We start from the raw sequence: 24810 nt of genomic DNA, 5'->3' as shown, positions 1-24810 counted from the left end.
AAAATCAGGCACCTATCTTTTTAAACGTCAACGGAATTGCCGCGTGGTCGCCATAACGGGCGGTACAGGTTGCGACGTCATTGACGCCTGCTTTACAGGTAATTTCCGGCATCGGATAACGTGAACCGTCGGTGCAGCGCGCATTGCCGCGACTTTTAATCATCAGCTCGCCCGTTTGATGCAGACCAGAGAAAATTTCCGCCCGACAAACCACGTTATCGCCATGTACTACGCGCGCGATACCTTTGTTATTTTGGATCTGATAACGCAGAGAGGGCGGCTTGCCGGTAATCGGATCTTTGACATCCACGCTGACGCGCCAGCTACCGTTTAAAAAGCGCGTGGTTCCAAGCTTCATCTGCGTACTGTCCATCACCAGCGCGTCTTTGGGAATAGCGGCAATGATAACAGGCGCCTCCGGCAGCGGCGCCGCTTTGGGGGCGGGCGTCACCTCAGCGCGATGCAGTGGCAAATGCGCGGTGAGTTCAGGCAATGGGGTAACGTCAGTTTTCGCGGTAGCGACAGGCGCGGCGCGAACAGGAGAGGACCCGTTAACGGATGAAGATGGCCAGAAAAAAGGCGTGGCGACGGCGGCGATAACCACGGCAGCGACAGGTAAGCTCCACAGCGGTAGACGGCGAGCTCTTTTCGCCTCAGCAACCGGGATGGGTGTGGCCGGCTTCGGCTCGCTAACGATAACGGGCGGCGCAACAGGTTCCTCCGGCATTTTCGGCGGTTCAATGACAGACGTTAACAAGGGTTCATCCGCCTGACTAAACGCCGCCTCTACCAGCGGCTTTTCTTCGGGCTCCGGCTCCGGCTCGACCAGCGGGATGTCAGGGATTGCCTCGGTGACCCGCAGGCAGTCCAGCACATCATCGCGTGTATTTTCGTTGAGATTAACGAATCCCCAGAAGGTGATAACCGGTTTGCCGTTAACCAGGAAAACATGATTTTCGCCGGGAAATTGCGTCGCTTTCTCAAGTAGCGAACCAAATAGTTGGAGCGCTGTTTTACCGGATTGCAGACTTTTGCGACTGAGTGCAGCCGCGCTTTCAAAAGTGCTGGCTAAATAACGTAAAGCCCGAGAACGTGTCTCTTCGTCAGCCGCTTTCCACGCTATCGCCTGACCTTCAATCGGCGAATACCAGTCAACCCGATCGCCATTATCGTTAAGTTGCGGAATCGCCAGACAGTCAACCATCGCCTGCTGTTTACGCAGACGAAGCGTTTCGCGAATTTGCAATGCTGATTCAAATACGGCCTGACCGCCGCCGCCCACGGCCTGATAATCATCCAGATTGCCGCTGCGCAAGAGAGATTTTGCCACGTTGTTATCCCTTAGACTTCTTCACGCGTCTACTTTACGGGGTCTATACGCAAGCAAACGGCGGAAGAAAGGCAAAAAGGCGCGAATTCTCGGTCTATTAAGCCCCGTGTTTCCACTTGACGTAAGTTAAATCAGGGTGGCGGCGGCGAATGACCGCATCGGGCGACAATAACGCGTATAATAGGCGAATCATGCTGTTACAGAATAAAGAGTAGGAGAGCTTATGTCGCACCTGGAGGAAGTGAGCGCCCGCGTGGATGCCGCCATCGCGGAGAGCGTAATTGCCCATATGAATGAATTGCTGATTGCCTTGAGCGATGACGCTGAATTACGTCGTGAAGATCGTTATGTGCAGCAGCAGCGTTTACGCACGGCTATCGCGCATCACGGCAGGCAATATCAAGAAGATCGGGACGCGCGCCGCGAACAGCTCACCAAAGGCGGCACGATCCTGTAACCCATTAAAACTGGCGCTTCGCAATCAGCCATGCGCCAATGACCAGCAACAGCGCGCCAAACGCCGGCCCGACCATTGCGCGTAACGTGACGCCGTGGCTACGCGCAATATCCAGCGCCAGTCCGCCGATTAACTGACTGGCGACCAGTACCGCGATAGTCGTCGCGGCGCCAACGTTCTGATACCCGCTAATGCTGGCAAATACAAAAAATGACCCCAGCAAACCGGGGATCAATGTCCACCAGCGCACGCTGGCGACCAGCTCGCCGAAGCCCGTAGCGCCTTGCTTAAACCACAATATCGTCACAAATAAAACGATCCCTACCAGCGAGTTCAACAGCATAGCGATCAGAATCGTCGTTGATGTCTGCGTAATACGCACCATAATACTGTTTTGTACCACCAGCCCGACGCCGGCGGCGATCAAAAAGATAAGCGTCAGCGACTGGTTCATCAGCAGGCGTCCGGCGCGGCGTGTTCATCAAGCTGGAGCTGCATAAACGTAAGATCTAACCAACGGCCAAATTTTACGCCGACCTGCGGCATTTGCGCGGTGACGGTAAATCCCAGCGAATGATGCAGGCGTATCGAGGCGGCATTCTGTGACTCAATACCGGCCACCATCACATGCTTGCCGCAGCGTCGGGCTTCGTCGATCAGTCTGCTGAGCAGTTTTCGCCCCAGTCCTTTCCCCTGGTGCGCCGGATGAACATAAACCGAGTGCTCGACGGTATAGCGAAAACCGTCGAAACTGCGCCAATCGCCAAATGATGCATAGCCAGTCACCACGCCATTTTCTTCGCTTACCAGCACCGGATAGCCCAGTAATTGACGGGCCTCATACCAGGCAAGGCGATTATCCGTATCGACCGTCCGATCGTTCCAGATGGCCGCAGTATGTAATACCGCATGGTTATAGATTTCGGTAATCGCGGCGCAGTCTGCTTTATCGGCAAAGCGAATCGTCATAGGGAACCCCAGGGAATGTTTACGATAGTGTTAGAAATACTATTGAAGGCGGCATAAATCAACGAATTAGCGCAAGAATTCATATTTAGCGAGAGGGGAAAGAAAGTCGTTCATAAAAGCGCACAGCCTGATATCTGAGAGTGTTTAACTCCCTCAGAAAGCTAATGTTCGACTATTATTGATGGATTATGCCAGGCATGAGGAGAATAGAATGAAGCAACAGACCAACCGAAATCGTCGTTGGGTTTTGGCCTCGCGTCCCCACGGCGCGCCGCAGATGGATAACTTCCGCCTCGAAGAAGATGACGTCGCGACGCCCGGTGAAGGGCAGGTGCTATTGCGTACCGTTTTTTTATCACTCGACCCTTATATGCGTGGCCGCATGAGCGATGAACCCTCTTATGCGCCGCCAGTTGAACCTGGCTGCGTTATGGTTGGCGGTACGGTCAGTCGCGTTGTCGCGTCGAATCATCCTGATTACCGACCAGACGAATGGGTGTTGAGTTACAATGGTTGGCAGGATTATGACATTTCAGATGGCGAAGGGTTGGTAAAGCTGGGTGATAATCCGCAACATCCTTCCTGGTCGTTGGGAGTTTTAGGGATGCCGGGGTTTACCGCCTATATGGGGTTACTGGATATCGGCCAGCCGAAAGAGGGCGAAACGCTGGTTGTCGCCGCCGCCACCGGCCCCGTAGGCGCAACGGTTGGGCAAATTGGCAAGCTGAAGGGCTGCCGGGTCGTGGGTATTGCCGGCGGCGCGGAAAAATGCCGTCATGCGACAGACGTTTTGGGATTTGATCTGTGCCTTGATCATCACGCTGATAATTTCCCACAACAGCTTGCGCAGGCCTGCCCGCAGGGTATCGATATCTATTATGAGAATGTCGGTGGTAAAGTCTTTGACGCCGTCTTACCGCTACTGAATACGTCGGCGCGGATTCCGCTCTGCGGTCTGGTCAGCGGCTACAATGCGACAACGTTGCCGGACGGTCCAGACAGACTGCCACTGCTGATGGCGACATTACTTAAAAAGCGTATTCGCCTGCAAGGTTTTATCATCAACCAGGACTATGGTCACCGGATACATGAGTTTCAGCAAGAAATGGGGCGTTGGATCAAAGAAGGGAAAATACATTACCGGGAGCAGATTACTGATGGGCTGGAAAATGCGCCAGAAGCGTTTATAGGGCTGCTGGCGGGGAAGAACTTTGGCAAAGTCGTGATACGTTTAGCGGACGATGCGTAAAGAAAAAATGGCGGCATTATGTCGCCATAAAAATGTGCAAATTTTAAAATTGCGGCTTTACTTATATTCATCATTCAGATCGCGGTGGGGCAGCTTATCTCCCTCAGCGGCCTGAACCGGTCAAAAATCTCGATACATGAAGGAATGACGGAGATAAAACGGTTGCCATAAAGAAACCTGTATTGTTGTAAAAGATGAGAATATCACGCAAGTAAATTATCACTTTTATTTATTTGGCCGTTCAGGTCTGGATTATCTTTTTTACAATTAAGTTCCGAAACTTCTTCGGGACTCGATTGCGATGTTGTTCTGCCAAGAGGTGAAGGAAGGAAAATGCCGGGTACGGAAAAAACACAACATATAAGCCTGACCACACAGGTTGAAAATCGGTTAAAGCATCAATTGTCTATTGGCGCATTAAAACCAGGCGCAAGGCTTATCACTAAAAATATCGCTCAAGAGTTAGGCGTCAGTATTACGCCGGTGCGTGAGGCCCTGTTAAGGCTGGTCTCTTCCAGTGCTTTGGCGGTAGCGCCAGCACAGGCGTTTATGGTGCCGGAGATCTCGCTGGAAAGTTTGCTGGAAATTAATACGATTCGTACTGCCCTGGAGGAGATGGCGGTGGTCGCCGCTGCGGGTAAGATTACCCCGGATCGCGAGCAGACGCTGAATGCGCTATTAGATGAATTTCAACAGGCGCTGGAAAGTGGCGTTATGGAGAAAATTCTTTTGGCCAACCGCGCATTCCGCTTTGAGATCTACCACTACGCGGATATGCCAACGCTGTATGCCATGATCGAGCAATTATGGGTACGCCTGGGGCCAAGTCTGCATTTTTTATATGATAATTTTAAACTTGATGATTATCAAAACGGCGTTAATCTGTACAGAAAATTGCTTAATGCGTTAGTGACTGGTGATAAAGAAGCCAGTCGCCACTGCCTACAGAACGTTTTGCAACAAAACGTAGCGACGATTAAAAATCAGTACTTCATGTAACTTTCATGAAACTATGACTAATCAATAGCGGGGATGCCCCGCTATTGCCGGATATTTATTCAAATTGCCATGCCAGATTAATCCCCACGCCATAGTTACGCCCTGGCGCTGGCTCATAATATCGGCCATTAGATTCATTAACGATCACCGAACCGATATATTCTTTATCAAATAGATTATCTACCCGCCCAAAAATATCGACGGTAAGCTGACTGTAATTAAATTTATACCCTGTATTTAGTCCAACAACGGTATACGAAGGCGCTTTGGCGGTATTTTCATCATTGGCCATGATATCGCCCATATACCGAACGTCTGTTCCGGCGTACCACCCCTCATCCGGGATAAAACCTAATGAGGCGAATCCCATATTACGGGCGATGCCGGGCATCCGGTTTCCATCACAGTTTTGCCCCTGACAAACGTTACTGCGATAGGTCGCATCCAGCCAGGTCCATGATGCTTTCACCCGCCAGTCGCCGGCGAAGCGCTGGTCCAACGCGAGCTCTGCGCCCTGGCGGCGCGTTTTGCCCGCGTTTTTGTAGGTAGTGCGTCCTCCCATACTACTGGCGACGACAATTTCATCATCGGTATCGGTTTGAAATAACGCGGCGGTCAACAAGCCATTGCCAATCCGCGTTTTACTGCCGACTTCCACCGTATCATTGGTCGACGGTTTGAGGTCAAAGTTGAACCCGCTTTGGCCGTCAGCGCGATAAGAAAGTTCATTGATAGTGGGAGTTTCAAATCCGCGACCGGCAGCAAGATAGAGATTCCAGGCGTCAGTTAACGCATATTTTAGCGATCCGGCGGGTAGCCAGTGGTGATAGCTGGCGTCGCCGCTGTCATCGCCATTGCCGGGCGCGATATAGTGATCGTTAGAATCGAACCACACGGAACTGTAGCGCACGCCAGCATCCAGCGAGAGTTTTTGCGTAAGCTGCCACTGGGTTTGCAGATAAGGATCGACATTCCACATCAGGTTACGCTCATCCCGCCGTAAATCGCCTTTATGCCCGAACTCAGGGGTGCCGTTGTTGAGACGGAAATTATTGTAACCCTTGCGGTTTTCGCTCATGTTTTCATAGTTTAACCCGCCAGTGAAGGTGACCGGCACACCTAATTCTCCCCGGTGAGTCCAGCGGGAATCAATTCCCTGATAGTGGCGTTGCAGTGTAATTACGCCGCCAGCCTGGGCTGGTTTTAGCTGTGCCACCAGGGGAATAGACTGGTATTGCGTGGTTTCCCGCTCTCCGGCGTAGGCCATCACGCTGATATCATCCTGCGCGCTGAGCTGACGTTCATAACGCAATCCTGCCTGAGTTTGTTTGATGGTTTTACGCGTATTGTACTGTTCAGCGCGCGGCGCCTGTTGCGGATCGGCTTTCCATTCAGATTCGGTAAGTCCGCCGGGATCGTCCGCCTTAATGTCCACACTATTAAAAATCAGCGAAAGTTTACTGACATCGTCAAGGCGCACGCCCAGTTTGGCATTAGCCAGATTTTTTCGCGCGCCGCTGTGATCGCGGTAGCCGTGGGTGGTGAAACGGGTAGTCGATACCGTGTAATCCACGTCGCCAGGCTGTGTGCCGTCCCCCATCGCTCCCGTGGCTTTTAACCCATAGCGCCAGCTTCCATAACTGCCGTAGTAGCTGCTGGCCTCAAGGGTGGGCGGCTGTCTCCCGGTTTCGGTGGTGACATTTATCACGCCGCCGGAAGCATTGCCGTATAGCGCTGAGAAGGGGCCGCGTAACACTTCAACGTTTTGTATGCTGTTAATATCAATATTCGAAATCTGGCCTTGTCCATCCGGCATGGTGGCGGGAATGCCATCAACATACAGACGAATGCCGCGCACGCCAAAGGCGGAACGCGAGCCAAATCCACGGATAGAGATTTGCAGATCCTGCGCGTAGTTCTGCCGGTTCTGCACCTGCAATCCCGGGACGCTGGTTAAAGACTCAGATAAATTAACGCGCGGCGTCGCCAGACGCATGTCTTCTCCCTCAATGACGCTAACGGCGGCAGGTGTATCCAGCTCGGATACGGTTTGCGGCGTTGCGGTGACTAGCATGGTTTGTTCATTGGGCGCGCTGGCGGCCTGAAGGACCGGGGAGAAGGTCAGAGGCAATAAGAGGGCGGGATAAAGTCGCTGTCTAACGGAAATAATTTTCATGAAAATGCCGGATAAATGTAAGCGTATCAACGGAAAACGTGACATTAAGGGTAGTCAATATGTAAAGTTTTGAGATTTTAATCGCACATTAAGTTAAGAAAATGTGCGGTATTTAAGAGCCATGACATTCGCAGGCGAGGAAAAGCTCCACTTTCTGATAAATAATGATTATTATTCTCAACTTATAATAAGTGCGGAACGAAGATCCCGCGCAGCGAAGTAGTGTGAAGCAGCTATACACGTTTTTATCAAAGGGAGTCGTCATGCACTTACGTCATCTTTTTTCGCCGCGCCTGCGTGGTTCTTTATTGTTAGGTTCGCTCCTCGTCGCATCCTCATTTAGCACGCTGGCGGCGGAAGACATGCTGCGTAAAGCAGTAGGCAAAGGCGCTTATGAGATGGCCTGGAGTCAGCAAGAAAACGCGCTCTGGCTGGCTACATCGCAAAGCCGTAAACTGGATAAAGGCGGCGTAGTTTATCGTCTCGACCCGGTGACGCTGGAAATCACGCAAGCGATTCATAACGATCTCAAGCCGTTCGGCGCCACCATCAATGCCGCGACCCAAACGCTGTGGTTTGGCAATACCATTAACAGCGCTGTTACCGCGATTGATGCCAAAACGGGTGATGTAAAAGGTCGTCTGGTACTTGATGCGCGCAAACGTACTGAAGAGGTTCGTCCGTTACAGCCCCGTGAGCTGGTTGCCGATGCGTCTACCAACACGATCTACATTAGCGGTGTTGGTAAAGAGAGTGCTATTTGGGTAGTGGATGGCGAAACCATCAAACTGAAAACGACGATCGAAAATACCGGCAAAATGAGTACGGGTCTGGCGCTCGACAGTAAAGCGCAACGCCTGTACACCACCAATGCGGATGGCGAATTTATCACCATCGATACTGCCAGCAATAAAATTCTCAGTCGTAAGAAGTTGCTGGATGACGGTAAAGAACACTTCTTTATTAATCTGAGTCTCGATACCGCAGGTCATCGCGCGTTTATCACCGACTCGAAGGCGACTGAAGTTCTGGTTGTCGATACCCGTAATGGCAATATTCTTGTCAAAATCGCGGCGCCTGCCTCTTTGGCCGTCCTGTATAATCCGACACGTAACGAGGCGTATGTGACGCACCGTCAGGCAGGGCAGGTCAGCGTGATCGATGCGAAGACCTATAACGTTGTTAAAACGTTCGATACGCCGACGTACCCGAATAGTCTGGCGCTATCGGCAGACGGTAAAACGCTCTACGTCAGCGTGAAGCAGAAATCGACACGTGAACAGGAAGCGACGCAGCCGGATGATGTTATTCGCATTGCTCTGTAAATAGGGTATGGAGGGGGAAACCCCTCCAGTCATCTCTTTAAACGCACCGATACGCCTCGTTACACCCCGCCGATAGCCTGATGATTCTGTGAGAATTACACTGCCTTTTTGCTGTAGTTTACTCATTATATTCACGAGGAAAATATGAAAAAGTTATTTATATGCTCAGGTTTGGGCATGATGTTTTTTATGCTTGCGGGTTGTACAACCAACTATGTGATGACGACGAAGAATGGGCAAACGATCGTAACTCAGGGTAAGCCACAGTTAGATAAAGAGACGGGAATGACCAGTTATACCGATCAGGAAGGCAACCAGCGGGAAATTAACAGCAATGATGTGGCGCAGTTGATTAAGGCTGACTAAGCATTGGGCGCGATGCGGTGTTGGCGGCAACGCGCATTAAATCCGGCAGGCCTGGGGCTGCCGGGGAAGGGTAATGTTATGTCGCTGCTTCTTCTTTCAATACGACACTCTCTGTCGAATCCGCCGTCACTGGCGCAGTGCGATGGATCTCCGCTACGCGACGTCGCACGCCAAACCAGCCGGCGACCAGCAGAATAGCGATCAGCGGCAACGAGGCGATAGTGTAAGTTCCATTCGGGTAGTCAAACGCCATGAGTACCAGCACGCTTAGTAAAAACAGCAGTGTTAGCCAGGAGGTAAAAGGCGCGCCGGGCAGTTTAAAACTGACGTCTGCGGCTTTGCCTTCTTTTATTGCCTGGCGTAAACGCATCTGGCACACCATGATAAACGCCCACGACGCGATAATGCCGAGCGAGGCAAAATTAAGAACGATCTCAAACACGCGGGAGGGGACCAGGTAATTCAGGAACACGCCGACCACGTAAACCACCAGAGTCGCCAGAATACCCGCATAGGGCACATGCTGACGGCTCATTTTCGCCATGAATTTCGGCGCGGACCCCCCCATCGACATTGAACGTAAAATTCTCCCCGTACAGTAAAGCCCGGAGTTCAGGCTGGAAAGCGCGGCGGTTAACACCACGATATTCATAATACTGCCGATATAAGGCACGCCAAGTTTAGAAAAGAAGGTGACAAACGGACTTTGCCCCGCCTGGTAGGCGTTCCACGGCAGCAGTAAAACCAGCAATACGACCGATCCTACATAGAAAAGACCAATACGCCAGATCACGCTATTGATGGCTTTTGGCACCATCGTCTGTGGATCTTTGCACTCCCCAGCGGCGGTACCGACCAGTTCAATCGAAGCAAAGGCGAACACTACGCCCTGAATCAGTACCAGCGCGGGCAACAGGCCGTGCGGGAAAAAGCCGCCATTATCTGTAATCAGGTGAAAACCGGTGGCATTACCCTCAAGCGGTTGACCGGTACCGAGAAAAATCGTGCCTACCACCAGGAAGATAACAATGGCGAGTACTTTTATCAGCGCGAACCAGAACTCCATTTCGGCAAACCATTTTACGCCGATCATGTTCATGGTACCGACAATGGTTAACGCGCCGAGCGCGAACACCCATTGCGGAACGTCGCCAAATGCGCCCCAGTAGTGCATATATAACGCCACTGCGGTGATATCGACGATCCCGGTCATCGCCCAGTTAATAAAGTACATCCAGCCTGCGACGTAGGCCGCTTTTTCACCCAAAAACTCACGGGCGTAGGAGACGAAGCTCCCGCTGGAAGGACGGTGCAATACCAGTTCGCCCAGCGCGCGTAAAATGAAAAAAGAAAAAATGCCGCATATCAGATAGACCAGCGCCAGTGCCGGTCCGGCCATTTGCAATCGGGCGCCTGCACCTAAAAATAAACCGGTGCCAATCGCGCCGCCGATAGCAATCATCTGAACCTGACGATTCCCCATCGCTTTGTGATACCCCTCTTCATGGGCGTTCAGCCAGCGTCGTTTCGCCGCATGTTGTTCTGCGGCGTGCGTAGTCTGTGTTTTCATTACGTTACCTGTTGTAGCCTGTCCTGACAGAAAAATTCCTTATGCCGCGACGGGCGCTCACCAATCGATTGCCTGCAATGGCGAATGCCGCTTTTCCCTGATTCTGTGACAGGGATAAAACCGCCGGCGGAGCATCCTACCTGCAATTGTTAAATGACGCAAAACATACGGAAAGAACAAAATGAGGATGTCGAGTTTATTTGTGTGGTCAGATGTGGTGCGGTGTGGTCACGATTCAGCCAGATAAGACGCCAGCACAAATCCGCAGTGATTGCGTTGCGCAATAATTAATCAGAGTTAATCCCTGCAGGGATTTATGGTCATAGATATGACCTCGAACGATAAACCACCTGACGATATTGAAGCAGCATAAGATCAGGCCGTTGCGCCTGTTATTCTCATTTTCTCCTGAAAATGTATGCCTTTGAGCAATTTTGTTGATTGACATATCGTCATAATGAGAGAGGAGTAGGACATATAAAGCTATTGAGCAAAATTTGAAGGAGCAGGATATGCCATATACATCAGTTTCTACCTATGCCAGAGCTTTATCAGGAAATAAGCTACCTCATGTTGCTGCAGGAGATTATGAAAATAAATTATCAACAAAAATCATGAAAGGCATCTTGTATGTGCTTACCGCAGGACTGGCCTACGGATTTACGCGAGTAATTGAACATTATTGCAATGTTACGCCTAAAGTTGATGAGTTCTGTGCCAATGCAGGGAATATCCATAATCACCTTGCAGATGCTGTACGTGATGAACAATTTATTATAGATGTCGAGCTTTCTGATGGTCGGATGTTAACATTCGAACAACTCTCGCTGATGGCTGGACGTGAGCCAATCGTCAGGATATCGGATGGCGAACATAGCGTTGAGGTTAAGGGGTCCTTTGAAGATATCTGTATGAGACTGGAAGAGGGCTTTTTTGAAGCGCCAGCATACTATGGTTATGATATTGATGAAAAATATAAAACCGTCAGAGAGCGAATAGCAGCATATAATGCCTTACCTCAGGCATTAGGCGCCATTCCGAGTTTAAAATATTATACCGATCGGGCCAGCGACATGCCGGAGGCGAAAGCGCAACGGGCGGCCGACATAAAAGATCGTTACCATAACTATTTAGACAAGTATTAAAAAGCGTTTATGTTTAGCCAGTTTTGTTAGAAATCAGACTCGCTGAGCTGGCGTTAAAAATTTTAACACGCCGCTATTTTGGCGGCGTGTCGCAAAGAGATTCTCAGAACCCGATTTCCGTTTGTACGCCAAAATTCTACGTACCCCGGCGGCTGTAGCCGGCCTGTCTTATTTTTTCAAAAGTATCCAACGCTATTCCACGGATAGGGTATCCTGTTGCGCAGCGATATCCACCTCAGCCTGTGTGCCGAACGCAAGCATTAATGTTAATGGAAGCCTCAGATGACCTCTTTTTTACATGCTTATTTTACGCGATTAAATTGTCAGCCGTTGGGGGTTCCTACGGTTGAAGCGCTCAGAACGCTTCACTTAGCGCACAACTGCGCGATTCCTTTTGAAAATCTGGATGTGCTACTGCCTCGTGAAATACAGCTTGATGAGACGGCACTAGAGGAGAAACTGCTTTATGCCCGACGCGGTGGATACTGTTTTGAACTGAATGGCCTGTTTGAACGCGCGTTACGCGACATCGGTTTTAACGTCCGAAGCTTATTGGGGCGGGTCATTCTGTCTCATCCCGCCAGTTTACCGCCGCGCACGCACCGTTTGCTGCTGGTTGATGTTGAGGATGAGCAGTGGATCGCGGACGTGGGGTTTGGCGGCCAAACGCTAACCGCACCGCTTCGTCTGCAGGCTGAAATTGCCCAGCAAACGCCGCATGGCGAATACCGCCTGATACAGGAGGGGAGCACATGGATTTTACAATTCCGCCACCATGAGCACTGGCAGTCGATGTACTGTTTTGATCTGGGGGTGCAGCAGCAGAGCGATCATGTAATGGGCAATTTCTGGTCGGCTCACTGGCCGCAATCCCATTTTCGTCATCATTTGTTGATGTGCCGCCATTTGCCTGATGGCGGCAAGCTGACATTAACGAATTTCCACTTCACGCGTTACCACCAGGGACATGCCGTTGAACAGGTCAATATACCGGATGTACCGTCGTTGTATCAGTTACTTCAGCAGCAGTTTGGTCTCGGCGTAAATGATGTAAAGCACGGTTTTACCGAGGCGGAGCTGGCCGCGGTAATGGCTGCATTTGATACCCATCCGGAGGCGGGAAAATAATTTTTTGCCGCGAGGATTTGCGGGCCTGACAAAGATTAAAAAGTAATGGCCCATTCGGCATGAAACAGAATGACCGCCTGGCCGGAGATGGTGACGTTTTCCGGCTGGTTATCGCGAATGGTGACGCTAACATCAACAGTACCCTCTTTGCCTAAAGCGCGCCCCTGATGGCCTTGAATCTGCAGCGTTTTACCGTCATGCGCCATCAGGCCATGATGGACGAGCCATGCCCCCATCGGGCCATTGGCGTTTCCCGTTACCGGATCTTCCACAATTCCTATCGCCGGGGAAAACATTCGCCCATCGGTTTCGTTTTTTCCCGGACGAATCTGGAAAGGAAAAAAGCCGTTACAGCCAATTTGCTGGCTGATTGCCGTCAGGGCTGCCAGATTCGGCGAAAGGGCATCAATATCAACGTCTGGTTTGAGCAGGATCATCACTTTTGCATGTCCTGTTGAAGCCACCTGAATTGGCGCTCCCGGCACGATATCATCTTCAGTCAGGTTCAGTGCGGTGATGATGGCAGCCCGAATCTCTCCGACTAGCGGTGGTTCAAAAGAGGGCTGACCTTGTTCCAGCGTGATGCGATAGTCGTTGTGTTCGGCATGAATTTCAACGCGATGACGGCCCGCTAACGAGGTTTGCCAGACGGTGGTGTTTCCCAACCCCAGTACCGTTGCCCGAACATAATGCGCGGCCACAGTGGCATGACCACAGATGGGGACTTCTACTGTCGGTGTAAAGTAGCGTATGCGCACATCACTCTCTTCGCTTTTTAGCAAAAAGGCGGTTTCCGAGTGACGAAGTTCACGGGCAATCAGCTGCATCTGCGCGTCGCTTAGCGTATCCGCATGTAAGACAACGCCAGCAGAGTTGCCGCGAAAGGGTTCGCTGGTGAAGGCGTCAACATGGTAAATCTGCGGTTTCATTGATGTTCTCCTTTGACTGAAGAATCATCATAGCCTGTGCGTTGCCGAATGACGACGCCCAGGCGTTTTTCTTTGCCCGGTAAGCGTATCCCCGGGCAAAGAGAATTAGCGGCGGGTACGAACAATCTGGTAGCGACGGGTGAAATACTCAAACGGCGCGCTCCAGACATGAACCAGACGGGTGAACGGGAAGAGCAGGAAAATGGTCATTCCCAGCACCAGATGAACGCGGAAAACAAACGCCACACCGCTCAGCATTTCCGAAGACCCGCCGCGGAAGGTGACAATACTTTGCGCCCAGCCCACCAACTTCATCATTTCGCTGCCATCCGGATATTGCGCCGAAAACGGAATGGTGCTCAGGCCAAGCAGGCACTGAATCAGCAAAATGCTCATGATGATAATATCTGGTGTAGTGGATGTCGCCCGCACACGCTGATTGGTCAGACGACGCCACAGTAATCCCGCGCCGCCGATCAACGTTAATACGCCGCACACGCCGCCGAGGATCATCGCCATCTGCTGCTTTACCGCAATCGGCAGGAACCAGGCATACATCCAGTGTGGCGCTAGCATCCCAAACAGATGGCCAAAGAAGATCCCCAGAATGCCAATATGGAACAGATTCGACCATATCACCATCCCACGCTTGTCCAGCATCTGGCTGGACGACGCGCGCCAGGTATATTGTCCGTAGTCATAGCGCAGCCAACTGCCGAGGAAGAATACCGTGGCGCAAATATAGGGGTAGATGTCGTAAAAAAAGACGTTCAGGTACTGTATCATTTCGGGCCTCCCGCGCTGACGTCGACGTACTGCGGCGCCGCGTCCTGGCTAAAGCGTCGTTGATAATGGTGTAACGGTGAACTGTCACAGGTCGTGGCGTTATCTTCGATAAACTTCACCTGTTCTTCTTCCCAGACGGCATCCAGTGCCTGACGGGTATCATCCCGCGATTCCTGAATAATCTGTTTGGTGACACTGTCACTTGTCAGCGAGCTGCCCGCCAGCGTCAACAGGGCGTCAAACAGTTGATACCACGGCGCTCCTCGCTGTTTCAGACGACCGCCCAGCAGCGCCAGAATAGGGGCACTCGCGCGCTTCCGCTTCCGGCAACACGCTTAAGTACTCCAGATAGAGCGGCAGATGATCCGGCAGTTCGCGGCAGTTGAGCTGCAGGCCCACGGATTCGTACTGACTTAACAAATCGACCATCGCCTGGCCGCGATCGCGGGACTCCGCATGAACATGCTCGAATAACAGCAATGAAGTGGCGCGCCCGCGGTCAAACACTTCACACCATTCTGCTTGTTTATCCAGTAACGGCGCATAAAGCAGCTCGCGAGTGAAGTCGGCCAGCATTGGCGCATCGTGTTGGATAAGGGCAAGCGCTTCATCCCGACATTCCCACAACTCGTCGTCCGGATACTCCATCAACAGGCCAATCGCTTTGAGGATTTGCATTATTCCCCCTCCGCTTTATCACGCACTTCGGTGATATTGATGGCATCAATACGGCTACTGTTGAACAGGTTGAATTTGGTATCCGACCCGTGGCAACCGTCGCCAAAAGTAAAGCCGCAGCCGTTGCGCTCCGGAAAGGCGTCGCGCGCCATTTCCCGGTGGCTGGTGGGAATGACAAAACGATCTTCATAATTGGCAATCGCCAGGTAGCGATACATCTCTTCAACCTGTTGTACGCTCAGACCCACTTCGTCAATCGCGCGGGTATCCGTCACGCCTTCAACCGTCTGCGAGCGCATGTAGTGGCGCATCGCCATCATCCGCTTTAGCGCCCGAATGACCGGGCCGGTATCGCCCGCGCTGAGCATATTGGCCAGGTACTGAACTGGAATACGCAGCGTTTCCACCGCCGGCAGAATATTGCCATTGTGCGGCAACCCGCCCGCGTCGGCGTATGACTGGATGGGCGATAGCGGCGGTACGTACCAGACCATCGGAAGGGTACGGTATTCCGGGTGCAGCGGAAGCGCCAGCTTCCAGTCCATCGCCATTTTGTACACCGGCGACCGTTGGGCGGCGTCGATGACGTTTTGCGGGATGCCCTGTTTAAGCGCCTCTTCGATGACCGCCGGATCGTGCGGATCGAGAAACACATCGCACTGACGTTCATACAAATCCGTCTCGTGTTCGGTACTGGCCGCTTCTTCAATCCTGTCAGCGTCGTAGAGCAGAACGCCAAGATAACGAATGCGCCCGACGCAGGTTTCCGAACAAACGGTCGGCTGGCCGGATTCAATACGCGGATAGCAAAATATGCACTTCTCAGACTTACCGCTCTTCCAGTTAAAGTAGATTTTTTTGTACGGGCAGCCGCTGATACACAAACGCCAGCCCCGGCATTTATCCTGGTCGATTAGCACGATGCCGTCTTCTTCACGCTTATAAATAGCGCCACTTGGGCAGGTGGCGACACAACTGGGGTTCAGGCAGTGTTCGCACAGGCGCGGCAGGTACATCATGAAGGTGTTTTCGAACTGACCGTACATCTCTTTTTGTATGTTGTCGAAGTTGCGGTCGCGGGCGCGTTTTTCAAACTCGCCGCCGAGCAGCTCTTCCCAGTTTGGCCCCCAGATCACCTTGTCCATCCGTTTTCCGTCAATCAGTGAGCGAGGGCGGGCAGTGGGCTGATGCTTACTCTCCGGCGCAGTATGTAAATGCTGATAATCGAAGGTAAAGGGTTCATAGTAATCATCGATTTGCGGAATCACCGGGTTGGCGAAAATTTTGCTAATTACCCCCATTTTGCCGCCCAGACGGGGCCTTATCTTGCCATTAACATCACGAACCCAACCGCCTTGCCACTCCTGCTGGTCTTCCCAGTTTTTGGGATAGCCGATGCCCGGTTTAGTTTCGACGTTATTGAACCATGCGTATTCCATCCCTTCACGTCCGGTCCAGACGTTTTTACAGGTGACGGAGCAGGTGTGACAGCCAATACATTTATCGAGATTCAGTACCATCCCAACCTGTGAGCGTATTTTCATTTTTTCGCCTCCTGTACCTGATCCCGGCCCTCATCATCCAGCCAGTTAATGTTTTTCATTTTCCTGATCATGATGAATTCATCGCGATTCGAACCCACGGTTCCGTAATAGTTGAAGCCGTAAGCCAGTTGCGCATAGCCGCCGATCATATGCGTCGGTTTTGGACAGACCCGGGTCACGGAGTTATGGATCCCGCCGCGCATCCCGGTCACTTCCGAGCCCGGAATATTCATAATTCGCTCCTGGGCGTGGTACATCATGGTCATACCCGGCGGAACGCGCTGGCTGACCACCGCACGAGCGGTAAGGGCGCCATTAGCGTTGAAGGCTTCAATCCAGTCGTTATCTTCAATACCCAATTCACGGGCATCGGCTTCGCTGATCCAGACAATCGGCCCGCCGCGCGACAAGGTCAGCATCAGCAGGTTTTCGCTGTAGATGGAGTGAATTCCCCATTTCTGGTGCGGCGTCAGGAAGTTAAGCGCTTTTTCCGGGAAACCGTTGGGCGGAATTTCTCGCATTTCGCTGACGCTGCGGGTATCAATCGGCGGACGATATGCCACCAAGCTTTCGCCAAAAGCGCGCATCCACGCATGATCCTGATAGAGTTGTTGCCGCCCCGACAACGTGCGCCACGGGATCAGTTCATGTACGTTGGTATAGCCGGCGTTATAAGAGATATGCTCGCTTTCCAGCCCTGACCAGGTCGGGCTGGAGATAATTTTGCGCGGTTGCGCCTGGATATCACGAAAGTGAATTTTCTCATCTTCTTTATTGATGGCCAGATGGGTGTGCTCGCGCCCGGTCATCTCGCCCAACGCCTGCCAGGCTTTCACCGCCACCTGGCCGTTAGTTTCCGGCGCTAAGGCAAGAATCACTTCCGAAGCATCCAGCGCGGTGTCGATCCGCGGACGTCCTTTCGCCGGGCCATCGTGTTTGGTGTAATTGAGCTTACCGAGGAAATCGACTTCATCTTGCGTATTCCAGGCAATACCCTTACCGCCGTTGCCTAATTTATCCAGCAGGGGACCCAGCGAGGTAAAACGTTCATAGGTGGCCGGATAATCGCGTTCAACCACGACGATATTGGGGGCGGTTTTGCCCGGAATAAGTTCGCACTCGCCTTTACGCCAGTCGAGAATATCAAATGGCTGCGCCAGTTCCGCCGGGGAATCATGCTGGAGCGGGTGTAACACCACATCGGTTTCCTGTCCGAGATGTCCGACACACACTTCAGAAAAGACGCTGGCGATACCTTTGTAGATCTCCCAGTCGCTTTTGGATTCCCAGGCAGGATCGACCGCGGCGGAAAGGGGGTGGATAAACGGATGCATATCCGAGGTATTCATATCGTCTTTTTCATACCAGGTGGCGGTCGGCAAAACGATATCGGAAAACAGACAGGTACTGGACATACGGAAATCAAGCGTGACCAACAGATCGAGCTTGCCCTCAATCGCGGCGGACTGCCATTCCACCTCTTCAGGCTTAATTCCTTCGCTGGAACCCAGCGCTTCGCCCTGGATACCGCTGTCGGTGCCCAGCAGATATTTGAGCATGTACTCATGACCTTTCCCGGAGGAGCCGAGCAGGTTAGAGCGCCAGACAAATAAATTTCGCGGGTGATTATGACCACTGTCAGGCTGTTCGCAGGCAAAACGGATAGCGCCTGATTTCAACGCCTGCACGGTATAATCCGCCGCAGACAGCCCGGCTTTATCGGCGCTCGCTTTCACGCTGAGCGGGTTAAGATTAAGCTGCGGCGCCGAGGGTAGCCAGCCCATACGTTCCGCGTGCACGTTGAAATCGATCAGGTGTCCGGAAAATTTAGCCGGATCGGCCAGCGGCGACAGCAACTCTTGCGCAGTCAGTTTTTCATAGCGCCACTGGCTGGCATGGTTGTAGAAAAACGAGGTACTGTTCATCTGACGCGGCGGGCGATTCCAGTCCAGCGCGAAGGCCAGCGGCAGCCAGCCGGTTTGCGGCCGCAGCTTCTCCTGGCCGACATAGTGCGCCCAGCCGCCGCCGGTTTGTCCAACACAGCCGCAGAACACCAGCATGTTAATCATCCCACGGTAATTCATATCCATGTGATACCAGTGATTCACTCCCGCGCCGAGGATGATCATCGAACGACCGTGAGTTTTATGGGCGGTCTCGGCAAATTCACGCGCAATAGTTTCGATATGTCGACGCGGCACGCCGGTAATCTGTTCGCCCCAGGCCGGCGTGTAGGCTTTTACGTCGTTATAATTATTGGCGCTATGGCCGTCATCCAGACCACGATCCAGCCCATAATTCGCCAGCACCAGATCGTAAACGCTGACGACCATCCGCTCGCTACCGTCCGCCAGAGTCAGGCGTTTCACCGGTAACTGACGAACCAGCACCGGTTCCTGCCGCACGCTGCGGAAATGTGGGTTTTCGTTACCGCCAAAATAGGGGAAGGCGACACCCGCCACATCATCATGCTGGCCGAGTAAAGAGAGCGACAGTTCAGTTTCGACGCCCGCCGCCACCGGTTCCAGGTTCCATTTTCCCTTTTCACCCCAGCGAAAACCGATAGAACCGTTGGGCGCGACCAGTTCGCCCGTACTGTTGAGCGCGACGGTTTTCCATTCCGGATTGTTGGCTTCTCCCAGCCCATCCATCAGATCCGACGCGCGCATCATACGCCCCGGTACATAACTGCCGTCTGCGCGCTCATCCAACAGGACCAGCATCGGCATGTCGGTATAACGGCGGCAATAGTTAAGAAAATAGTCGCTGGGATTATCGAGATGAAACTCTTTCAAAATGACGTGACCCATGGCCATCGCCAGCGCGCTGTCGGTACCTTGCTTTGGCGCCAGCCACTGATCGCACAGTTTAGCGACTTCGGAATAGTCCGGGGTGATGGCGATTGTCTTGGTGCCTTTGTAGCGCACTTCGGTAAAGAAGTGGGCGTCCGGGGTACGCGTCTGCGGCACGTTAGAGCCCCAGGCAATAATGTAGGCTGAGTTATACCAGTCGGCGGACTCCGGCACGTCAGTCTGCTCGCCCCAGGTCATTGGCGACGCGGGCGGAAGATCGCAATACCAGTCATAGAAGCTCAGGCAAGTACCGCCAAGCAATGACAGATAACGTGTTCCGGCGGCGTAAGAAACCATCGACATCGCCGGAATAGGTGAAAATCCCGCCACACGATCCGGGCCATAGGTTTTGATTGTCCAGACGTTAGCGGCGGCAATGAGCTGATTCAGCTCTTTCCAGCTCGAACGAATAAAGCCGCCATGTCCGCGCACCTGTTTGTAACTTTGGCATTTTTGCGGGTCGTTCATTATAGATTCCCATGCCAGTACCGGATCGCTGTGCCGGGAAAGGGCCTCGCGCCACAGTTCTATCAGCCGCTTACGCACCAGAGGGTATTTCAGACGGTTGGCGCTATAGAGATACCAGGAGTAGCTGGCGCCGCGCGGGCAGCCGCGCGGTTCATGGTTCGGTAAATCGGGACGCGTGCGCGGGTAGTCGGTTTGCTGGGTTTCCCACGTCACCAGACCGTTTTTGACATAAATTTTCCAGCTACAGGAGCCCGTGCAGTTGACGCCGTGGGTTGAGCGTACGATCTTATCAAACTGCCAGCGCTGGCGATAACTGTCTTCCCAGTCGCGGTTGGTATGCATCACCTGACCATGGCCGTCGGCAAAGGTATCGCCTTTTTGTTTAAAGTAACGAAAGCGATCCAACAGTTTACTCATGACATTTCTCCTGCTTCGATAAATTTTCCGCCATCCTGTCGATTTGGCGTTAAACCATTGCCGGATGGCCGTCCTACAGGTGCGTATGTTGTTATTGTTGTTTAGGCTTACGACGCCCGTAGACCAGCCAGGTCAGCAGGACGCAAGCGATGTAAAACAGCAAAAAGATTTTCATGGCGCCCACCGGCGAGCCGGTCAAGGCCAAAGAGGTGCCAAACGCTTTTGGAATAAAGAAGCCGCCCACAGCGCCAATAGCGGAGATAAAACCGAGTGCGGCGGCGGTATCCGTCACCGCTTCGCGCTGCGCCTGCTCATCGCTCCCGCCGCGCAGTTTGACGTTGTAGAGCGTGATCTGACGGAAGATCACCGCAATCATCTGGAAGGTAGAACCGCTGCCGAGACCCGCTGTCAAAAACAGGCCCATAAAAACAAGATAGAACGCGCTAAAGCTGCCTGCGCCGGAGCCTGGCAGCGTGAGGAATAGCAGGGCGGTAAACAGCGCCATAAAGATAAAATTAATGAGCGTGACGCGAACGCCGCCGAATTTATCGGAGATCACGCCGCCTGCCGAACGCGCCAGCGCGCCGATAAAGGGGCCAAAGAACGCCAGTTGCAGAATGTTTACGTCGGGAAATTGCGTTTTGGCGAGCATGGCGAAACCTGCGGAAAAGCCGATGAATGACCCGAATGTCGCCAGGTACAGCAGGCTAAGCAGCCACAGGTGCAGACGTTTTAGCACCGGCAATTGCGAGGCGACAGACGCTTTTGAACTGCCGATACCGTTCATACCAAACCAGGCGGCAAGCGTCGCGACAGCCAGTAACGGCACCCAGATCCAGGCGGCGTTAGTGAGGGCGAGCAGGGAGCCATCAGGTTGCGGCACGCCCCGGACGCCTAAAAAAGTAAATATCGGCAGAAAAATAACCAGCGGCGCAAGCAACTGCATCACACTGACGCCAAGATTTCCCAGTCCGCCGTTAATACCCAACGCGCTACCTTGTCTGGCTTTTGGAAAGAAAAAACTGATGTTGCCCATACTGGACGCGAAGTTTGCCCCCGCAAAACCGCACAACAGAGCGATGAGCATAAATACCCCGAAAGGGGTGGCGGGATTTTGCACGGCGAATCCCAGCCAGGCGCAGGGAATAATCAATATTACGGTACTTAATACGGTCCATTTACGGCCACCAAACAGTGGCACCATAAAGGAGTAGGGGACGCGTAATATTGCGCCGGAAAGAGAAGGTAATGCGGTTAATAAAAAGAGTTGGTCGGTGGTAAAATTAAATCCAATTTTATTGAGGTTGACGGCAACAGCGCTAAACAACATCCAGACGCAAAATGCCAGGAGCAAACAACTTACTGAAATCCATAAGTTTCTTCTGGCGATGCCTTTCCCTTTATTCTCCCAGAAGGCTGGATTTTCGGGTCGCCAGTCACTCAAGAGATAACGGTTATAATTCTCGTTTTGTCGTGTCATTTTACCCCTCACATGCGCATATCATTTGAAAAAAACACAAAAAAGAGACAGAGCGTCACGCGCTCTTTTGAGAACTTATTGAAGTTTTTTTAGAATATTGAGTGAAAGAATAGATAAAAAACTAAGCCAGCGCGGCGCAAAGAGGAGATATGATGTTTCTTAATTGTTACTATTTGTAAACTAAAGGTGATTTTTATTAAATTATTTGTAACTTTACGCAAAGAGTTCAAGCGTAATCATACGATCCAGATGGTATTTAAACGCGGGATCGGCCATTTCCGGAATACCCAGCACATACATACCGTCTAGCCCGCACACCAGTGCGATAAGCCGCCAGGCGATATCCGTGGCGTTAGCAGTAAACGTAAATTCTCCTGCCTGTTTGCCCTGCTCGATAATTGTGACCGTTTCCTCATGCCACATCTGCATCGTGAGGAGATAAGCATCTCTGATGTGCGGATCCCGATCGGCCAGAATTTGCGCCTCTCGCCACAATTTTATGTAAGGCTCAAAGCTGCCGTCTTCGCTACCCAACATAGCGTGAAGCCGTGCACGCCAGGTGGCGGGCGGCGGAACTTGCCCGGCATCGAGCAGGGTACGGATCAAATGGACAAAGGCCAGCGCTTTGAGCTCACCCGCCGAGCTGAAGTGGTGATGCACCTGTCCGGCGGCGACATCGGCTTCTGATGCGATTCGTCGCACCGTCATGGCGGCAAACCCGTCTGCCAGCGCCACGCGCATCGCCGCTTGCAGGATCACTTCGCGGCGTTCATCCCGGTTAAGGTAACTCATATTTTCCCCACATTAGCCAATGCGCGCAGTGTAACAAAAAGCTGGACATTCGTTCAACTTACCGTAGGATCCTGAAGCTGGACAAGCGTCCAAATTTGAGTTTTTGAAGGGAGAGTTATGTTTCGTCAGTGGTTAACGTTAGTCATTATTGTGCTGGTCTATATTCCTGTCGCCATTGATGCCACGGTCTTGCATGTCGCCGCCCCGACACTGAGTATGACACTGGGGGCCAGCGGCAACGAGCTGCTGTGGATCATTGATATTTATTCTTTGGTCATGGCTGGCATGGTGTTGCCGATGGGCGCGCTTGGCGATCGTATCGGTTTTAAACGCCTGCTGATGCTGGGCGGGACGCTCTTTGGCCTGGCGTCACTGACGGCGGCGTTTTCGCATACCGCCAGTTGGCTTATTGCCACCAGGGTATTACTGGCTATTGGCGCGGCGATGATTGTACCGGCGACGCTGGCCGGGATACGCGCCACCTTTTGTGAAGAGAAGCATCGCAACATGGCGCTGGGCGTCTGGGCAGCGGTAGGTTCGGGCGGAGCGGCGTTTGGGCCGCTCATCGGCGGCATCTTATTAGAGCATTTTTACTGGGGATCGGTTTTCCTGATCAACGTGCCGATTGTGCTGGTCGTCATGGGCTTAACCGCCCGCTATGTTCCTCGCCAGGCGGGCCGTCGCGATCAACCGCTCAATCTTGGCCATGCGGTGATGCTGATTGTTGCTATTTTGCTGTTAGTCTATAGCGTTAAAACCGCGCTGAAAGGGCATCTGTCGCTGTGGGTCATCTCGCTTACCCTGCTTACCGGCGCGTTGCTCCTGGGACTCTTTATCCGCACACAGCTTGCGACATCGCGTCCGATGATTGATATGCGACTATTTACCCATCGCATTATCCTGAGCGGCGTCGTGATGGCGATGACCGCGATGATCACACTGGTGGGTTTTGAGCTGCTGATGGCGCAAGAGCTGCAGTTTGTTCACGGACTATCGCCTTATGAGGCCGGGGTATTTATGCTGCCGGTGATGGTCGCCAGTGGATTCAGCGGGCCGATTGCGGGCGCGCTGGTCTCGCGTCTGGGACTACGGCTGGTCGCGACGGGCGGCATGGCGTTAAGCGCGCTGAGTTTTTATGGCCTGGCGATGACGGATTTCAGCACCCAACAATGGCAGGCCTGGGGGCTGATGGCGCTGCTGGGATTTAGCGCCGCCAGCGCATTGCTGGCTTCCACGTCGGCAATTATGGCCGCTGCGCCGGCAGAAAAAGCGGCGGCGGCCGGCGCGATAGAAACGATGGCTTATGAACTGGGCGCGGGACTGGGCATTGCCATTTTCGGTCTGTTGTTAAGCCGTAGCTTCTCCGCGTCTATCCGTCTGCCTGCCGGGCTTGAGGCGCAAGAGATTGCCAGAGCGTCATCTTCAATGGGAGAAGCCGTGCAGTTGGCGAATAGCCTGCCGCCCACGCAGGGGCAGGCAATACTGGACGCCGCCAGACATGCCTTTATCTGGTCGCATAGCGTGGCGTTAAGCAGCGCCGGGAGTATGCTTCTTTTGCTGGCGGTAGGGATGTGGTTCAGCCTGGCAAAAGCCCAACGCCGATAACATAACGCCTGGTGAGATAAGCGCTTAATGCGCTAGCTGGCAGGGGGAGTCCATTTCCTCAACCTCTTTACCGCTGAGGCGTGCGTATTGCCCCGTCAGTCGCCAGAAGGCAGGCTGGGTTTCGGTATAAATTTCCGCAGCCAGAATCAGCCGACGGCGATCAACTTCGTTCAGTTCCAGTAAGGTCCAGGGAATAAAATAACGATCGGTATCGGTAAGCCGAAACCACAGCGGACACCCGCAGCCGGAACAGAAGTAGCGTTCGCCGCGCGAAGAGGATGAAAAGTATGGCGGTTCCGGGGAAAGGGGGGCTAGCTGTGGTTGCCCGCAGGCTTCCAGATACATGGCTATTCCACCCGACCATTTTTGACACAGCGTACAATGGCAGGCATAGACATCCAGCATTTCGACGTCAACGGTAAAATGGCTTTGTCCGCAAAGACAACGACCAGTGAACGTCTGCACGGCATACTCCTTATGACCGAGTCTACATCAAGAGAAAAAGCCAGCCCTGAAAGGACTGGCTTTGTATTCAGACTACAACA

20 protein-coding genes and 1 pseudogene are annotated in these 24810 nt (G+C 52.7%); 8 read left to right on the top strand and 13 right to left on the bottom strand.

Features of this window, described 5'->3' with window-relative positions:
- Positions 1 to 4 precede the first annotated feature (4 nt).
- Positions 5 to 1330, bottom strand: a complete 1326-nt coding sequence (gene srfA, locus J4685_RS01795; protein ID WP_001129959.1) for a virulence-associated effector SrfA — start codon at positions 1328 to 1330, stop codon at positions 5 to 7.
- Between the two features lie 223 nt (positions 1331 to 1553).
- Between srfA and J4685_RS01790 the strand changes: the two genes are divergently transcribed.
- Positions 1554 to 1787, top strand: coding sequence for a YdcY family protein (locus tag J4685_RS01790; protein ID WP_000018720.1), 234 nt, complete (start codon positions 1554 to 1556; stop codon positions 1785 to 1787).
- Positions 1788 to 1791: 4 nt separating this feature from the next.
- Here J4685_RS01790 and J4685_RS01785 read toward each other — a convergent pair whose 3' ends face one another.
- The gene (locus J4685_RS01785; RefSeq protein WP_001076573.1) at positions 1792 to 2241 is read right to left on the bottom strand and encodes a DMT family transporter; all 450 of its coding nucleotides are present in this window, start codon (positions 2239 to 2241) and stop codon (positions 1792 to 1794) included.
- Entirely contained in the window at positions 2241 to 2756 is a 516-nt protein-coding gene (gene mddA, locus J4685_RS01780) for an L-methionine sulfoximine/L-methionine sulfone acetyltransferase (RefSeq protein WP_000155373.1), read from the bottom strand. The genes J4685_RS01785 and mddA overlap by 1 nt, the downstream gene beginning before the upstream one ends.
- A gap of 211 nt (positions 2757 to 2967) precedes the next feature.
- Here mddA and J4685_RS01775 point away from each other — a divergent pair, with 211 nt between their 5' ends.
- Both J4685_RS01775 and mcbR read left to right on the top strand, forming a co-directional pair.
- On the top strand, positions 2968 to 4005 hold the full coding sequence (locus tag J4685_RS01775; RefSeq protein ID WP_001682108.1) for an NADP-dependent oxidoreductase: 1038 nt from the start codon (positions 2968 to 2970) through the stop codon (positions 4003 to 4005).
- 333 nt (positions 4006 to 4338) lie between these two features.
- Complete coding sequence (gene mcbR, locus J4685_RS01770) at positions 4339 to 5004, top strand: colanic acid/biofilm transcriptional regulator McbR (protein WP_001119592.1); 666 nt, start codon at positions 4339 to 4341, stop codon at positions 5002 to 5004.
- 55 nt (positions 5005 to 5059) lie between these two features.
- Here the strand turns inward: mcbR and pqqU are convergent, their stop codons facing one another.
- Entirely contained in the window at positions 5060 to 7180 is a 2121-nt protein-coding gene (pqqU, locus tag J4685_RS01765) for a TonB-dependent receptor PqqU (protein ID WP_000692052.1), read from the bottom strand.
- 263 nt (positions 7181 to 7443) lie between these two features.
- Between pqqU and J4685_RS01760 the strand changes: the two genes are divergently transcribed.
- Together J4685_RS01760 and J4685_RS01755 are read left to right on the top strand one after the other, a co-directional pair.
- Complete coding sequence (locus J4685_RS01760; protein WP_000550643.1) at positions 7444 to 8505, top strand: YncE family protein; 1062 nt, start codon at positions 7444 to 7446, stop codon at positions 8503 to 8505.
- A 144-nt stretch (positions 8506 to 8649) separates the two neighbouring features.
- Positions 8650 to 8871, top strand: coding sequence for a YgdI/YgdR family lipoprotein (locus J4685_RS01755; RefSeq protein ID WP_000732362.1), 222 nt, complete (start codon positions 8650 to 8652; stop codon positions 8869 to 8871).
- A 76-nt stretch (positions 8872 to 8947) separates the two neighbouring features.
- Here J4685_RS01755 and ansP read toward each other — a convergent pair whose 3' ends face one another.
- Positions 8948 to 10441, bottom strand: a complete 1494-nt coding sequence (gene ansP, locus J4685_RS01750; protein ID WP_000857112.1) for an L-asparagine permease — start codon at positions 10439 to 10441, stop codon at positions 8948 to 8950.
- Positions 10442 to 10953: 512 nt separating this feature from the next.
- Here ansP and steA point away from each other — a divergent pair.
- A complete protein-coding gene (steA, locus tag J4685_RS01745; protein ID WP_001147140.1) occupies positions 10954 to 11586 on the top strand; it encodes a type III secretion system effector SteA in 633 nt (210 codons plus the stop codon).
- 282 nt (positions 11587 to 11868) lie between these two features.
- The gene (nhoA, locus tag J4685_RS01740) at positions 11869 to 12714 is read left to right on the top strand and encodes an N-hydroxyarylamine O-acetyltransferase (protein ID WP_000200337.1); all 846 of its coding nucleotides are present in this window, start codon (positions 11869 to 11871) and stop codon (positions 12712 to 12714) included.
- A gap of 35 nt (positions 12715 to 12749) precedes the next feature.
- Here nhoA and J4685_RS01735 read toward each other — a convergent pair whose 3' ends face one another.
- The 7 genes and pseudogenes from J4685_RS01735 to J4685_RS01705 all read right to left on the bottom strand — a co-directional run bounded on the left by J4685_RS01735 (position 12750) and on the right by J4685_RS01705 (position 22660).
- The gene (locus J4685_RS01735) at positions 12750 to 13643 is read right to left on the bottom strand and encodes a PhzF family isomerase (RefSeq protein ID WP_000804295.1); all 894 of its coding nucleotides are present in this window, start codon (positions 13641 to 13643) and stop codon (positions 12750 to 12752) included.
- Between the two features lie 105 nt (positions 13644 to 13748).
- Positions 13749 to 14429: a respiratory nitrate reductase subunit gamma gene (gene narI, locus J4685_RS01730; RefSeq protein ID WP_000617100.1), complete on the bottom strand. Its 681-nt coding sequence runs from the start codon at positions 14427 to 14429 to the stop codon at positions 13749 to 13751.
- Positions 14426 to 15107 (bottom strand): annotated as a pseudogene (narW, locus tag J4685_RS01725) (nitrate reductase molybdenum cofactor assembly chaperone). Before narW ends, narI begins: the two are co-directional and overlap by 4 nt.
- Positions 15107 to 16651: a nitrate reductase subunit beta gene (gene narH, locus J4685_RS01720; protein WP_000702602.1), complete on the bottom strand. Its 1545-nt coding sequence runs from the start codon at positions 16649 to 16651 to the stop codon at positions 15107 to 15109. Before narH ends, narW begins: the two are co-directional and overlap by 1 nt.
- Complete coding sequence (locus J4685_RS01715) at positions 16648 to 20388, bottom strand: nitrate reductase subunit alpha (protein ID WP_000040406.1); 3741 nt, start codon at positions 20386 to 20388, stop codon at positions 16648 to 16650. Before J4685_RS01715 ends, narH begins: the two co-directional genes overlap by 4 nt.
- 91 nt (positions 20389 to 20479) lie before the next feature.
- Positions 20480 to 21868 (bottom strand): NarK family nitrate/nitrite MFS transporter, encoded by a 1389-nt coding sequence (locus J4685_RS01710; protein WP_000198261.1) that lies wholly within the window; start codon positions 21866 to 21868, stop codon positions 20480 to 20482.
- Between the two features lie 213 nt (positions 21869 to 22081).
- Positions 22082 to 22660 carry a TetR family transcriptional regulator gene (locus J4685_RS01705; RefSeq protein ID WP_000121039.1) on the bottom strand — a complete coding sequence of 193 codons (579 nt, stop codon included), beginning with the start codon at positions 22658 to 22660 and terminating at the stop codon, positions 22082 to 22084.
- Between the two features lie 117 nt (positions 22661 to 22777).
- Between J4685_RS01705 and smvA the strand changes: the two genes are divergently transcribed.
- Entirely contained in the window at positions 22778 to 24265 is a 1488-nt protein-coding gene (gene smvA / locus J4685_RS01700; protein WP_000489749.1) for a methyl viologen efflux MFS transporter SmvA, read from the top strand.
- A 24-nt stretch (positions 24266 to 24289) separates the two neighbouring features.
- On the opposite strand, the gene J4685_RS01695 is transcribed toward smvA, so the two are convergent.
- Positions 24290 to 24670, bottom strand: a complete 381-nt coding sequence (locus J4685_RS01695; RefSeq protein ID WP_014343841.1) for a GFA family protein — start codon at positions 24668 to 24670, stop codon at positions 24290 to 24292.
- Between the last annotated feature and the right edge of the window lie 140 nt (positions 24671 to 24810).

Origin of the sequence: Salmonella sp. 32100201201700099SM (assembly GCF_017572645.1) — a bacterium.
Lineage (GTDB): Bacteria > Pseudomonadota > Gammaproteobacteria > Enterobacterales > Enterobacteriaceae > Salmonella > Salmonella enterica.
This window is presented reverse-complemented; position numbering and strand designations above follow the sequence as displayed.

Coding starts and splice junctions, on each gene's coding strand:
- J4685_RS01790 (WP_000018720.1), top strand. CDS start 1,554: ATGTCGCACCTGGAGGAAGTGAGCGCCCGCGTGGATGCCGCCATCGCG.
- J4685_RS01785 (WP_001076573.1), bottom strand. CDS start 2,241: ATGAACCAGTCGCTGACGCTTATCTTTTTGATCGCCGCCGGCGTCGGG.
- mddA (WP_000155373.1), bottom strand. CDS start 2,756: ATGACGATTCGCTTTGCCGATAAAGCAGACTGCGCCGCGATTACCGAA.
- J4685_RS01775 (WP_001682108.1), top strand. CDS start 2,968: ATGAAGCAACAGACCAACCGAAATCGTCGTTGGGTTTTGGCCTCGCGT.
- mcbR (WP_001119592.1), top strand. CDS start 4,339: ATGCCGGGTACGGAAAAAACACAACATATAAGCCTGACCACACAGGTT.
- pqqU (WP_000692052.1), bottom strand. CDS start 7,180: ATGAAAATTATTTCCGTTAGACAGCGACTTTATCCCGCCCTCTTATTG.
- J4685_RS01760 (WP_000550643.1), top strand. CDS start 7,444: ATGCACTTACGTCATCTTTTTTCGCCGCGCCTGCGTGGTTCTTTATTG.
- J4685_RS01755 (WP_000732362.1), top strand. CDS start 8,650: ATGAAAAAGTTATTTATATGCTCAGGTTTGGGCATGATGTTTTTTATG.
- ansP (WP_000857112.1), bottom strand. CDS start 10,441: ATGAAAACACAGACTACGCACGCCGCAGAACAACATGCGGCGAAACGA.
- steA (WP_001147140.1), top strand. CDS start 10,954: ATGCCATATACATCAGTTTCTACCTATGCCAGAGCTTTATCAGGAAAT.
- nhoA (WP_000200337.1), top strand. CDS start 11,869: ATGACCTCTTTTTTACATGCTTATTTTACGCGATTAAATTGTCAGCCG.
- J4685_RS01735 (WP_000804295.1), bottom strand. CDS start 13,643: ATGAAACCGCAGATTTACCATGTTGACGCCTTCACCAGCGAACCCTTT.
- narI (WP_000617100.1), bottom strand. CDS start 14,429: ATGATACAGTACCTGAACGTCTTTTTTTACGACATCTACCCCTATATT.
- narH (WP_000702602.1), bottom strand. CDS start 16,651: ATGAAAATACGCTCACAGGTTGGGATGGTACTGAATCTCGATAAATGT.
- J4685_RS01715 (WP_000040406.1), bottom strand. CDS start 20,388: ATGAGTAAACTGTTGGATCGCTTTCGTTACTTTAAACAAAAAGGCGAT.
- J4685_RS01710 (WP_000198261.1), bottom strand. CDS start 21,868: ATGACACGACAAAACGAGAATTATAACCGTTATCTCTTGAGTGACTGG.
- J4685_RS01705 (WP_000121039.1), bottom strand. CDS start 22,660: ATGAGTTACCTTAACCGGGATGAACGCCGCGAAGTGATCCTGCAAGCG.
- smvA (WP_000489749.1), top strand. CDS start 22,778: ATGTTTCGTCAGTGGTTAACGTTAGTCATTATTGTGCTGGTCTATATT.
- J4685_RS01695 (WP_014343841.1), bottom strand. CDS start 24,670: ATGCTGGATGTCTATGCCTGCCATTGTACGCTGTGTCAAAAATGGTCG.